The sequence below is a fragment of the Martinezella tropici genome, from assembly GCF_008370325.1.
Lineage (GTDB): Bacteria > Pseudomonadota > Alphaproteobacteria > Rhizobiales > Rhizobiaceae > Rhizobium > Rhizobium tropici_B.
This window is the reverse complement of record NZ_VNIP01000009.1, coordinates 218,190-230,576: the sequence shown is the minus strand read 5'-3', so window position 1 is coordinate 230,576 and position 12,387 is coordinate 218,190. Positions and strand designations below refer to the sequence as shown.

Sequence of the window (12,387 nt, the reverse complement as noted above, 5' to 3'; positions counted from 1 at the left end):
CGATACTTAAGAAAATCGGCCGAGAAGCGCAGCCGCCTGCTTCGCTAGGGCGGCGAAGTTTTCACGGATGCGGTTCTGGATCAGCAGGCCGGCGTCCGGATATTCTTCGATCAGCCGATGGAAAAGGGCACGCGTGATGCGGATCACGTCGGATTCCTCGGCGGCAACGGCCGTATATTTCCGCTCTACCAGCGTTACCAGCGCCAGCTCTGAAAGCATGGTGCCAGCCTGGACCACTGCTTCGACCTGCGATTGCCCGCCCGCATCGATGGTGCTCAGCTCAAAACTGCCACGTGTGACGACATAGGCGCATTCGGCGGGAGATTTTTCCCTGAACAGCGTCTGACCTTCGTTCACATGGCGGCGATCGGCACCGAAGGCGATCAGCCGCAGCGGCTCATCGCCCATGCCGTGGAACAGCGGCAGTTGCGACAGCAGTCGGATATCGTCGTTCAGTGCCATGTGTGCGGCCTACGGAATGATCTTGTAGCCGCCGTTTTCCGTCACCAGAATCTCGGCATTGGAAGGGTCACGCTCGATTTTCTGACGGAGGCGGTAGACGTGGGTTTCGAGCGTATGGGTGGTGACGCCGGAATTATAGCCCCAGACTTCTTCGAGAAGGATATCGCGGGTCACGACCTTCTGGTCGGCACGATAGAGATAGCGGATGATGGCGGCTTCCTTTTCCGTGAGGCGGATCTTCTGTCCGTCTTCGGTCGTCAGCAGCTTCTGGCTCGGCTTGAAGAGATAGCGGCCGACGGTAAACGTCGCGTCTTCACTCTGCTCGTGCTGGCGCAGCTGCGCGCGGATGCGGGCGAGCAGCACGGCAAAGCGGAAAGGCTTGGTCACGTAATCATTCGCACCGGCTTCCAGGCCGAGGATAGTGTCGGAATCGGTATCATGGCCCGTCAGCATGATGATCGGTGCCTTGAAGCCGTTCTTGCGCAGCAGTTTCACGGCTTCGCGGCCGTCCATATCGGGCAGCCCGACATCCATGATGAGGAGATCGACAGGCACGGTGCGCGCAGTCTGCACACCCTTTCCGGCGGTGGCTTCCTGCAGGACGTTGAATTCCTCGTAAAGCGACAATTGCTCGACCAACATCTCGCGAAGGTCGTTGTCATCGTCCACCAAGAGAATGGTGCGTGCGGTCATGCCGTTCGGATCCTCGTTCTAATCCCACCTAAGTCCTACGCCAAATTGCATTTTTAGCAAGTCGCGACACGGCTCAGGCTTGGTCGTTTGATTGAAACTGCTATGATTTCAAATGAAATCACACGCAAAGCAAAAACATGTGAGGAAAATGGAAAAGACAAGGGCGGCGGCCAGGCGGACCGCTTCCACCATCGTCGTGCGCCCGGCGCCGGGTCAGAACACGCGGGCGCTGGTGCAGGTGGGGCCACTCACCATGCCGGCGGCAATCGGCAGATCGGGGCGCAGCATCTTGAAGCGGGAAGGAGACGGTGCGACGCCGATTGCTTGCATGAAGCTGCTCTACGGCTTCACGCGCGGCGATCATGTCCGCTTCCTGAAGACGGCCCTGCCGATGCGCCGCATCCGCAAGGACATGCTCTGGTGCGACCAGCCTGACAATGCCAACTACAACAGGCTGGTGAAGGCTCCCTTCAAGCCGGCCCACGAGGAAATGCGGCGGAGCGACGGCCTCTATGACATATGTCTCGTGCTCGACTGGAACGTGACTTCGCGCCGTCGTCATCGCGGCTCGGCGATCTTCTTTCATCTGATCAGGCCGGGCTACCAGCCGACGTCAGGGTGCGTCGCGATCAGCCTCCGCGACATGCGGCGCATCCTTCCCTTGCTGCGTAAGGGGACGATTATCCGGGTTGTCTGAGCGGCAATCCGGGAGTTAAAATGGCAACATCCTCGACTATATAGGTTTTACCGGCGCGCCCGCGCGGGCTTGGCCCGGATCCTTTCTTTCCGAATTTAAAATCACGCCTCATTCCACCCGCCTCTCATCCTTTGGAGACTTATCGTGACCACGCAACCGACAATCACGTTCAATGACGGCAATTCCATTCCGCAGGTCGGCCTTGGCGTCTGGCAGACGCCGGAGAACGTCGCTCCGATGGCGGTCAGCACGGCGCTGAAAGCCGGCTACCGCCATGTCGATACCGCGGCCATTTATGCCAACGAGGATGGTGTCGGCGAAGGCATGCGCCAGTCCGGCGTCGCCCGCAAGGACATCTATCTGACCACCAAACTCTCGAACGAGGATCAGGGCTTCGATTCCACGCTGAAGGCCTTCGACCAAAGCCTGAAGCGCCTCGGCACTGACTATGTCGATCTCTACCTCATCCACTGGCCGTCGCCGCACCGCAACCGCTATCTCGACACCTGGAAGGCTTTCGTCCGCCTCAGGGAAGAAGGCCGCGCCCGCTCGATCGGCGTTTCCAACTTCGCCAAGGAGCACCTCGATCGCATCATCGGCGAAACCGGCGTGACGCCTGTGCTCAACCAGATCGAGCTGCACCCGACCTTCCAGCAGAAGGCGCTTCGTGAAGTGCATGACAAGCTCGGTATCAAGACGGAATCCTGGAGCCCGCTCGGCCAGGGAAAGCTTCTTACCAATGCCGTCATCGGCAAGGTCGCCGCCAAGCACGGCCGCACGCCGGCGCAGGTCATCATCCGCTGGCATATCGACAACGGCCTGATCGTCATCCCGAAATCGGTGACACCGAGCCGTATCGAGGAAAACCTTACGGTTTTCGATTTCAAACTCGATGGGGACGATCTGGCCGAGATCACCAAGCTCGATTCGGCCAGTGGCCGCATCGGCCCGGACCCGATGACGGCAAGCTTCTGATATCGGGCTCACGCGCTGATAATCTGTGGTCTAGAGAAAGCCCGGCGTACAGCACCGGGCTTTCATCTTCCCGGCGGGGGCATGTCCTAACGCTTTTGGCTATCCGCATCGCTGCAGCTAAGCTGCAAGCTTCTTGCGAGAAACTCGACGACCGCGCGCACGCTCGGCAACTGGCCGCGTCGGTGAGTGGTCAGGATCGTGGTGGTGACGCTTCCTGCCGTCCAGCCCGGCAGAACCCGGACGATCTGGCCGTTCTCGATTGCCGACTTGCAGCTCGCTTCCGGCAGGCAGGTGACACCGAGGCCTGCGATCGCTGCCCGCAGCAAGACAAGTGTCTCGTCGGCGACGAAGCGTGAGCGAGGAGAAATGGCGATAGAGCCGCGTTCGGAGTGCTGAAGCTGCCACGTCTTCGCCGTCTGCGAGACGAGCAGGCCGTCATGATCCTGCAACGCCTGCGGATCGGCCGGTGAAGCATGCCTTTCAAGATAGGCGGGGGCGGCCACCAGAATCACGTCGTCAACCGAAACCTGCCTTTGAACCAGTTCGGAATCCGGCAGCGGCGAGAAGTGGCTGCGCACGGCGATATCGAAGCCTTCCTGAACAAGGTCCACGAAGCGGTCGGTGGCATGGAGCTGCAATGTCAGCTTGGGATAGGCAACGGCAAGCGACGGAAGATGATCCGCGAGCACGAATTGGGCTGTAGGCACGGAGGCCGTGATACGAACGATGCCGCTCGGCTCGGCGTGGCGTTGCCGCACTGCGCTTTCAGCCGCCTCGGCCTCGATCAAAGCGGCTGTCGCGTGCTCATAAAAATCTCGCCCCGGATCGGTGAGCATGAAGCTGCGTGAGGTACGGTGGAGCAATCGCGTGTCGAGATCGGCTTCCAGCGTGGCAATGCGTTTGCTGATCGTCGATTTCGGCATGCCCAGCCGCCGTGCGGCTGCAGCAAAGCCGCCATTGTCTACGGCCTGGACGAAGATCTGTAGATCGTTGAGGTTAAGCGCCATCGCAATGTCCACATAAGGAGACTTTTGGTTCGAATTTAATGATCTACCCGATCAAAGTCTACAAATCCATATTGCTGGCATCGAGGTTTGGTCTCGTTACGTCAGGAGAAAATATGGAACCAATACTCTTTTACGGTGTCCCTTCGGGATGCTCCTTCGGATCGATCGTTGCGCTCGAATGGCTCGGAAAGCCCTACAGGCTGTCCCGCGTCGAGATGGTCAAGGAGGATTTCATGAGCGGCGGCTATCGCTTCATCAATCCCGTCGGCGAGACGCCTGCCTTGATCACGAGCAATGGCGCCGTGCTGACGGAAAGCATGGCGATTCTCAATCATCTTGGCGCGGGCGGCATCGATACGGGCTTGGCGTTTGCGCAGGGAACTGAGGAGTTCGACAGGCTCAACCGGATGCTCGCCTACCTCAACACCAGCTTCTTCAGCTCATTCGCTCCGCTCTGGTATGTGTACGAGCATGGCGGAGACGAGGCGGCAAAGGCGGCATTGCGCGCGTATGGAGGCTTCAAAGTGCGCAAGGCCCATGCGGATCTCGACAGGATGCTGGGTGACAAGCCATGGCTGCTGGGGGATCAAAAGACGCTGGCCGACGCTTATTTCCTCGGTATCGCCCGCTGGACCGAGTACCACGACGTAGTGGAACGCGCCGATTATCCCAATATCGCGCGGCTATACCGGCAGCTGGAGGAGGACCCGGCCGTGAAATTCGCGCATGCGATCGAGGACGAGAAGCCGGTGACTTCGGCCGGCGGCTATCTCGGCAATATCGGCGTCGACGATGCGCTGAAGCGCATTCGGCTTAACGCCTGAATTTTTGGAAAGCCGGAAGTCGATGCTTCCGGCTTTTTCTTTGATCGTCGGTCCGGCTTGAAAGAGAGAGCGGTCGTTTCCATCCCAGCGGAACAAGTCGTCACCATAGGCTCTCTGACATTGCCGAACCTAAACAGGGCAGAGGCCTGCACTCGCCGCCCTACCTCCGTTTCCTTTCATGATACTTCTTCAAGAAGGCTGGCGCGTCGCGCGAAGGCAAGGCCCGCGAGTGCGACGCCAAGGGTCGCAACGATCAGAAGAGCGGCGATGATGAAGGTTATCTGCATTCCGGCCGCCACCGCCTCGGCATGCGCCGCTGTGATGTCGGCAACTCCGGAGGCGAATGTGAAGACTGCGCCCATGACGGATGCGCCGGTGATCAGGCCGAGATTTCGCGACAGGTTCAGCATGCCCGAAATGACGCCCCGCTGCTCGGGCTGGATATCAGTCATGATCATGGTGTTGTTGGCTGCCTGGAACAGCGCGTAGTTTGCCGTGACGATGGCGATCGGCCCTATATAGCCAGCCGCCCCGAACCTGCCTTGCATTGCCGAGAGCAGGAAGAGGCCGGCTATCATGCCGACGAGGCCTGTGATCGTCATACGGTGAGTGCCAAAACGGTCGACGATACGGCCTGCCGGTACGCCCATCAACGCCGCAACCAGTGGACCCGCCGACATGATGGCGCCGACTTCAGCCGCGTCGAAACCGAGCGCGGAAGAGAGGTAGAAGGGGCCGACCACCAACGTCGCCATCATCACGGTCGAGACCAAAGTGCTCATCGCAAGGCCTGCCGTCAGCGTCGAATCGCGGAACATGGAAAGGCGCAGCAGCGGTGATTTCACTTTGGCTTGTGCAAGCAGGAACAGTGCTGCTCCGAATGCTGTGGCCAGCAGCAGGCCGATATTTACCGCGCCGAAGCTGCCGCGCCCCATGGTCATTGCCAGCGCATAGGCGGCAAGCGTCAGCGCCAGCAGCAGGGTGCCGATCGCATCCGGTCGTCCCTGCATGGTTTTTGCGTTCGGACGATCCGCCGGCAGGAAATGGGCGGCGAGCAGGAGGTTGGCAATGCCGAGCGGCACGTTGACAAGAAAGATGGTTTCCCAGCCGAAGCCCGCGATCAGGATGCCGCCGAGCGACGGGCCGAGGGTAGTGCCGATCGCGGACATGGTGCCGAGCAGGCCCATGGCGCTGCCCGTCCTTTCCTTTGGCACTGTTCCGCCGACCATCGCCACCGTCAGCGCCATCATCATGGCAGCGCCGAGGCCCTGCAAGCCTCTGGCGGCGAGCAGGAGCGAAAGCGTCGGGGCTATGCCGCAGAAGAGCGAGGCGAGCGTGAAGAGGCTTATGCCGATCAGCAGCAGGCGCCGCCGGCCGAAAATGTCGCCCAACTTTCCGACGCTGACGATCAGCGTGGTGATGGCGAGCAGATAGGCGAGCACGATCCATTGCACCTGCTGGAAGGAGGCACCGAATGCCTGCGCGAGCGTCGGCAGAGCGATATTGGCAATGCTGGTGCTGAGCGAGGGCATCAGCATGGAGAGCGACAGGCTCGCAAGCGCCCAGCGAACCGGGGCAGCGGCTTTGATATGTCCGGATCCGGTCTCGTTCGGCTTTTCAATGATTGGTTTCAACAGCAGCTCCATTTCTGGCGATGTAATAAAAGTCCCGGCAGAAAGGTAGCTTTGCTGGCGATGTGGCGAAAGACGCACCATTTGCACTTCATTCGTGCGTTTGACGCTATATCGGGAAAAACCATGCTATGGTCGCGCCATGTCCACACCCGATCTCAATCTGCTTGTCACTCTGAATGTCCTGCTTGCGGAGGGCAGCGTTGCACGCGCCGCCCGGCGGCTACGGCTCAGCCCATCCGCCATGAGCCGGCAGCTTGCGCGGCTGCGTGAGACGACAGGCGATCCGCTGCTGGTCAGGGCCGGGCGCGGGCTTGTGCCGACGCCGCGGGCGCTGGAACTGCGCGAGAGTATCGGCCGGCTCGTGCAGGAGGCGGAGGCGGCCCTGCGGCCGGCCGAAACGTTAAATTTGAAACAGCTCGCCCGGACCTTCACCATCCGCACCCGCGAGGGTTTCGTGGAGAATTTCGGGCCCGCGCTTATCGCCCGCATCGCCGAGCAGGCGCCCGGCGTGCGGCTCAATTTCACGCAGAAGCTGGACAAGGACAGCACACCGCTGCGGGATGGCACGATCGATATGGAGACTGGCGTCGTGGGCGACGACACTGGCCCAGAGCTGCGGACGCAGCCTCTGTTCCGCGACCGCTTCATCGGTGTGGCGCGCAATGGCCATCCGTTGGGTGCCGATGTGATAACGCCGGAGCGGTATGCTGCCGGCCAGCACATCCTCGTCTCGCGGCGCGGCCTGCAGAAGGGTCAGATCGACGAGGCGTTGGAAGAGTTAGGACTGGAGCGTCAGATCGCAACGATCGTCGGCAGCTTTTCGGCGGCGCTGGCTTTGGCGCGGGCTTCCGACCTGATCGTCAGCGTTCCCGAGCGATATACGGGCAATCTGCGCCTCGACATGCACAGTTTCGCGCTGCCGGTGCCGACGTCGGATGTCATGATCTCGCTGCTCTGGCATCCGCGGATGGACGCGGATTCGCCGCATCGCTGGCTGCGGGGCTGTATCCGTGATATCTGCGCCGAGCGGCGTGCCGGCTAGGTGCGAGGCTCGAAGTCGGCTAGATAATTGCGTAGCAGGCGGTCAAGAGCCTTTCGTTCGCCTTCCGAAAGGGTCGAGATTAAACGTGTCTGCGTTTCGACATGCGCCGTCACCGCTGCGTCGATCAGGTCGAAACCCTTTGGTGTCAGGGATATCAGGAAGCCGCGGCCGTCATTCGGGTTCTGGCTGCGAGCGACGAGACCGGCCCTTTCCAGCTGATCGATACGATTGGTCATCGTGCCCGACGATACCATCATCGTTTCCATCAGGTCGCTGGGGGAGAGCGTATAGGGCTCGCCCGAGCGGCGCAGGGTCGCCAGCATGTCGAAGTTCGCCGCGTTCAGGCCGAAGCGGCCGAAGGTCTTCTCCATCTCGCGCGAGAGATGCAGCGCGAGATTGCGCAGGCGCCCGAAAAGGCCCATCGCCGTGGTGTCGAGGTCCGGCCGTTCGCGGCGCCACTGCTCAAGAATTTTGTCAATGCGATCCATGGCGAAACCTCGCCACAAATTTATCTTGACGTCAAGGTATTTCGTATTATCTTGAGGTCAAGATAAATTTCGAGATCAAGGCCATGAACCGTAATTTCGACCTGATGCTCACCGCCATCGCGCCGGCGATCTGGGGCAGCACCTATCTGGTGACGACGCAATTGTTGCCGGCCGGCTATCCGCTGACGGTCGCCATGTTGCGCGCCCTGCCGGCCGGGTTGCTGCTGCTCGTCATCGTGCGGCGGCTGCCGCACGGCGTCTGGTGGCTGAAGTCGCTGGTGCTCGGCGCCCTGAATTTCTCCATCTTTTGGTGGCTGCTGTTCATTTCGGCCTATCGGCTGCCCGGTGGCGTGGCGGCGACTGTCGGCGCCGTGCAGCCGCTGATCGTCATCGTGCTGGCGCGGTTGCTGCTGGGATCGCCGATCCGCAGTCTTTCCATCATCGCCGCCATTGCCGGCATCGGTGGTGTCGCCCTGCTGATCCTGACGCCGAATGCGACGCTCGATCCTATCGGCATTGTTGCGGGGATTGCCGGCGCCTTCTCCATGGCAGCCGGAACCGTGCTCAACCGCCGCTGGCGGCCGGATGTTTCGCCGCTGACGTTTACGGCATGGCAGCTGACGGCAGGCGGCTTGCTGCTGCTGCCCGTCGCGCTGCTGCTCGAGCCGCCGCTGCCGCGTCTGACCGGCGCAAACATTCTCGGCTTTACCTATCTTGGGCTGATCGGCGCGGCGCTCACCTATATTCTCTGGTTCCGGGGCCTGTCGCGGCTCGAACCGGCAGTGGTCTCGCCGCTCGGCTTCCTCAGCCCGACGACGGCTGTGATCCTGGGGTGGGTGGTGCTTGGCCAGCAGCTCAGCCCGATGCAGATGTTCGGCATCGCCGTCGTGCTCGGCAGCGTCTGGCTGAGCCAACGGGCGCAGCAAAGTCCTGCGACAGGACGCTCTGCACTGGCCGGGAGCCAGCCTGCCACATCGAAACGATAGGGCGATCGCGTTCATCTCTGCAAACAAAAAGGGCGGCTCTGAAGCCGCCCTTTGTCATTCATGCCTTCGAGCAGATCAGTTCCACTCGCGGATATCGACGAAGTGGCCGGCGATGGCGGCGGCTGCGGCCATGGCCGGCGAGACCAGATGCGTGCGGCCCTTGAAGCCCTGGCGGCCTTCGAAGTTGCGGTTCGAGGTGGAAGCGCAACGTTCGCCCGGCTTCAGGCGGTCGTCGTTCATGGCGAGGCACATGGAACAGCCGGGCTCGCGCCAGTCGAAACCAGCCGCCTTGAAGATCTTGTCGAGGCCTTCGGCTTCGGCCTGTTCCTTCACGAGGCCGGAACCCGGAACGATCATGGCATCGACCGTAGAAGCCACCTTCTTGCCTTCGACGACCTTGGCGACGGCGCGCAGGTCTTCGATGCGTCCGTTGGTGCAGGAGCCGATGAAGACGCGATCGATGTTGATCTCGGTTATCGGCGTGCCCGGCTTCAGGCCCATATAGTCAAGCGCACGCCACTTGGAGGTACGCTTGGTCTCGTCCTGGATTTCGTCCGGGTTCGGGACGATGCCCTGAACGGAAATGACGTCTTCCGGGGACGAGCCCCAGGAAACGATCGGCGGCAGGCTTGCGGCATCGAGCTTGACGATGCGGTCGTAATGCGCGCCTTCGTCGGACTTCAGTGTCTTCCAGTAGGCGATCGCCTGCTCCAGCGCCTCGCCCTTCGGCGCGCGGGGCTTGCCCTTGATGTATTCGAAGGTGATCTCATCCGGAGCGATCAGGCCAGCGCGGGCGCCGCCTTCGATCGACATGTTGCAAATGGTCATACGGCCTTCCATCGACAGCGAGCGAATGGCTTCGCCGGCATATTCGATGACGTAGCCGGTGCCGCCGGCGGTGCCGATCTCGCCGATGATGGCGAGGATGATATCCTTGGCGGTGACGCCCGGCGGCAGCTGGCCGTCCACCTGCACCAGCATGTTCTTTGCTTTCTTCTGGATCAGCGTCTGCGTGGCGAGCACATGCTCGACCTCGGACGTGCCGATACCATGGGCGAGCGAGCCGAAGGCGCCGTGGGTCGAGGTGTGGCTGTCACCGCAGACGATGGTCATGCCCGGCAGGGTGAAGCCTTGCTCGGGGCCGATGATGTGGACGATGCCCTGGCGCTTATCGTTTTCGGAATAATATTCCACGCCGAATTCGGCGGCGTTCTTGGCGAGCTGCTCGACCTGGATGCGGCTTTCCTCGTTCTTGATGCCGAGGTGGCGGTCGGGCGAAGTCGGAACGTTGTGGTCGACGACAGCCAGCGTCTTCTGCGGGGCGTGAACCTTGCGGCCCGTCATGCGCAGGCCTTCGAAGGCCTGCGGCGACGTCACCTCATGAACGAGATGGCGGTCGATATAGAGAAGACAGGTGCCGTCGTCCTGGGCGTCGACCAGATGGTCATCCCAGATTTTATCGTACAGTGTGCGTGGAGCGCTCATAGCTACAGATCCATATTGGCATTATCGAAAAGGGGAATAGACGGATCAGGACCGCCGGCCTCGGGTGTGATCAGCGAAGTCGGCTGTTGAGCGCGCCCGAAATCATCGCAAAGAAGCGTGCCGGCAGGCGCTTGTGGTCCTGCAGCACGAAAGCCGTGACGTATCGTCCGTCTCTGCTCATGATCTTACTCATGGCCATGCTCATATCAATTTTCCAAACCTTCGGCAATGGCGACGATAGGCTGTATCGGTACGGCCGGCGCTACAGCGCTGTTGCACTTTTAATCTGCTGCATAATTTTATCCTTAAATCGATCTCGATTATAAGGAATTATGCAGTAGGCCGCACCAATCACACTTGCGCGCCCGGCGGCTGGCCCGCCGCCAAGCGGGGGAAGGCGGAGCGATCGCTGCCCGAACGCCGGCGCATCCAGGCTTCGAGCTGCCTCAGCAACAGTGACAGGCCGATCGTCAAAAGCAGGTAGATGAAAGCGAGGATCGACAGCGTTTCGAAATAGCGGAAATTGGCCGAATAGTAGAGCTTGGCGAGCTGGCTGATATCGGCAACCCCAAGGACTGAAACCAGCGAACTGTCCTTCACCATGGCGATGAAATCGTTCGACAGCGGCGGCAGGATGACGCGGATCGCCTGGGGGAAGACGACAAGCCGGAAGCGCTGGAAACGGCTGAGGCCCAATGCCTTTGCCGCCTCGATCTGACCTTGGTCGACCGCCTGGATGCCGGCGCGGAAGATCTCGGCGATGAAGGATGAATAGGCGATCGTCAGCGCGATGATCGTGCGCCAGACGAAGGGCACGTCGCGGGTGATGAGCGGGCTTGCCCAGCCGGCGGAAACCAGCGGGGAGATGATGACGTTGTAAACGGCGACGAAGGCCGGGGTGCCGACAAAGGCAATATAGGCGAGCAGCACTAGGATCGGGATGCCGCGCACGATCTCGATATAGAAGCGCGCGAGCTGCCGCAGCACGAGAAAATCCGACAGGCCGAGCAGCGCAAGCCCAAGGCCGAGCAGCATCGCGAGCGTAAACGCCACCAGCGTCACGAAGATCGTGACGCCGATGCCGTTCAGCAGAAGAGAGAAAATCTGGGCATAGAGGCCGTTCGCCGCAATTGCGAATGAGGCGGCGATGCCGAGGATAGCGAGGGCGACCAGCCACCAGGGAAAGTCTTCCTTGCCGCGGTGCCCGCCCGGACCTGCCAAAGGTGCCATCAGAGCGGGCTTCCAATATATCGGTCTGCGGGGTTCATTGGCCCATCTTGTAGTCGAGAAACCACTTCTTGTTCAGCGCGTCGAGCGTGCCGTCCGCCTTGAGGCTGGCGATGGCGGCATTGATCGGGGCGACGAGATCGGAGCCCTTCTGGAAGATGAAGCCGAAATCCTCGGAGCCGAGCGGGCCGCCGATCAGCTTCAGGCCGCCGTTGGAAGCATCGACATAGCCCTTGCCGGCCGTGCCATCGGTCAGCACCATGTCGACGTCGCCGGTCTTCAGTGCCTGCACGGTGGCGCCGAAAGTTTCGAAGGTCTTGATGCGCGGGTTCTGCTCGTTGCCGTCGAGGACCGAATAGACGGCGGTGTAGAAGGGTGTCGTGCCCGGCTGTGCGCCGATCAACCCGTCCTTGAAGGCGGCGAAGCTCTTGGCATCGGTGAAGCGCTTCTCTTCACCGCGCACCAGCATGAACTGTTCGGAGCGCATGTAGGGATCGGAGAAATCGACCTTCTGCTTGCGGTCGTCCTTGATGGTGATGCCGGTCATGCCGATGTTGTACTGGCCTTCCGAGACGGCCTGGATCATCGCATCCCAGCTGGTGTTCTGGTACTCGACCTTGAAGTTCAGGCGCTTGGCGATCTCGTTCATCGCGTCATATTCCCAGCCGATCGCCTTGTTCGTCTTTGGGTCGATGAACTGCAGCGGCGGATAGGCATTCTCGGTAACGACGATAACGGTCTCGCCGTTGAGGTTCGGTAGGTCGGCCGCAAAGGCGGCGAAAGGTGCAAGCACGAGGGCGCCGAGGCCCAGAAGGAACGAACGACGGAATGCCATGGAAATCTCCCCGATTAGAGCATGATGCCGAA

Annotated in this window: 14 protein-coding genes; 5 read left to right on the top strand and 9 right to left on the bottom strand. The window is 61.0% G+C overall.

Going from position 1 to position 12,387, the window contains the following annotated elements; all coding sequences use genetic code 11:
• Positions 1-6 precede the first annotated feature (6 nt).
• Together FP026_RS17980 and FP026_RS17975 are read right to left on the bottom strand one after the other, a co-directional pair.
• The gene (locus tag FP026_RS17980; RefSeq protein WP_149635988.1) at positions 7-462 is read right to left on the bottom strand and encodes a cyclic nucleotide-binding domain-containing protein; all 456 of its coding nucleotides are present in this window, start codon (positions 460-462) and stop codon (positions 7-9) included.
• Between the two features lie 9 nt (positions 463-471).
• The gene (locus tag FP026_RS17975) at positions 472-1,155 is read right to left on the bottom strand and encodes a response regulator transcription factor (RefSeq protein WP_092717256.1); all 684 of its coding nucleotides are present in this window, start codon (positions 1,153-1,155) and stop codon (positions 472-474) included.
• A 148-nt stretch (positions 1,156-1,303) separates the two neighbouring features.
• Here FP026_RS17975 and FP026_RS17970 point away from each other — a divergent pair, with 148 nt between their 5' ends.
• The gene (locus FP026_RS17970; protein WP_149635987.1) at positions 1,304-1,852 is read left to right on the top strand and encodes a L,D-transpeptidase family protein; all 549 of its coding nucleotides are present in this window, start codon (positions 1,304-1,306) and stop codon (positions 1,850-1,852) included.
• Positions 1,853-1,996: 144 nt separating this feature from the next.
• Positions 1,997-2,827 (top strand): aldo/keto reductase, encoded by an 831-nt coding sequence (locus tag FP026_RS17965; RefSeq protein ID WP_149635986.1) that lies wholly within the window; start codon positions 1,997-1,999, stop codon positions 2,825-2,827.
• Positions 2,828-2,913: 86 nt separating this feature from the next.
• Here the strand turns inward: FP026_RS17965 and FP026_RS17960 are convergent, their stop codons facing one another.
• Positions 2,914-3,834 carry a LysR family transcriptional regulator gene (locus tag FP026_RS17960; RefSeq protein WP_149635985.1) on the bottom strand — a complete coding sequence of 307 codons (921 nt, stop codon included), beginning with the start codon at positions 3,832-3,834 and terminating at the stop codon, positions 2,914-2,916.
• A gap of 113 nt (positions 3,835-3,947) precedes the next feature.
• Here FP026_RS17960 and FP026_RS17955 point away from each other — a divergent pair, with 113 nt between their 5' ends.
• Entirely contained in the window at positions 3,948-4,658 is a 711-nt protein-coding gene (locus FP026_RS17955; RefSeq protein WP_149635984.1) for a glutathione S-transferase family protein, read from the top strand.
• 176 nt (positions 4,659-4,834) lie between these two features.
• On the opposite strand, the gene FP026_RS17950 is transcribed toward FP026_RS17955, so the two are convergent.
• The gene (locus FP026_RS17950; protein WP_432444132.1) at positions 4,835-6,304 is read right to left on the bottom strand and encodes an MFS transporter; all 1,470 of its coding nucleotides are present in this window, start codon (positions 6,302-6,304) and stop codon (positions 4,835-4,837) included.
• A 127-nt stretch (positions 6,305-6,431) separates the two neighbouring features.
• On the opposite strand from FP026_RS17950, the gene FP026_RS17945 reads away from it, so the two are divergent.
• Positions 6,432-7,334 (top strand): LysR family transcriptional regulator, encoded by a 903-nt coding sequence (locus tag FP026_RS17945; RefSeq protein WP_149635982.1) that lies wholly within the window; start codon positions 6,432-6,434, stop codon positions 7,332-7,334.
• On the opposite strand, the gene FP026_RS17940 is transcribed toward FP026_RS17945, so the two are convergent.
• Positions 7,331-7,822, bottom strand: coding sequence for a MarR family winged helix-turn-helix transcriptional regulator (locus FP026_RS17940; RefSeq protein WP_149635981.1), 492 nt, complete (start codon positions 7,820-7,822; stop codon positions 7,331-7,333). The two genes, FP026_RS17945 and FP026_RS17940, sit on opposite strands and share 4 nt — an antisense overlap.
• A gap of 83 nt (positions 7,823-7,905) precedes the next feature.
• Between FP026_RS17940 and FP026_RS17935 the strand changes: the two genes are divergently transcribed.
• A complete protein-coding gene (locus FP026_RS17935; RefSeq protein ID WP_149635980.1) occupies positions 7,906-8,808 on the top strand; it encodes an EamA family transporter in 903 nt (300 codons plus the stop codon).
• Between the two features lie 75 nt (positions 8,809-8,883).
• On the opposite strand, the gene leuC is transcribed toward FP026_RS17935, so the two are convergent.
• The 4 genes from leuC to FP026_RS17920 all read right to left on the bottom strand — a co-directional run bounded on the left by leuC (position 8,884) and on the right by FP026_RS17920 (position 12,355).
• Positions 8,884-10,293, bottom strand: a complete 1,410-nt coding sequence (gene leuC, locus FP026_RS17930) for a 3-isopropylmalate dehydratase large subunit (protein WP_149635979.1) — start codon at positions 10,291-10,293, stop codon at positions 8,884-8,886.
• 70 nt (positions 10,294-10,363) lie between these two features.
• Positions 10,364-10,486 carry a hypothetical protein gene (locus tag FP026_RS30765; RefSeq protein WP_281408599.1) on the bottom strand — a complete coding sequence of 41 codons (123 nt, stop codon included), beginning with the start codon at positions 10,484-10,486 and terminating at the stop codon, positions 10,364-10,366.
• A 158-nt stretch (positions 10,487-10,644) separates the two neighbouring features.
• Positions 10,645-11,523: an amino acid ABC transporter permease gene (locus FP026_RS17925; RefSeq protein ID WP_149635978.1), complete on the bottom strand. Its 879-nt coding sequence runs from the start codon at positions 11,521-11,523 to the stop codon at positions 10,645-10,647.
• Between the two features lie 34 nt (positions 11,524-11,557).
• A complete protein-coding gene (locus FP026_RS17920; protein WP_149635977.1) occupies positions 11,558-12,355 on the bottom strand; it encodes a transporter substrate-binding domain-containing protein in 798 nt (265 codons plus the stop codon).
• Positions 12,356-12,387: the final 32 nt, after the last annotated feature.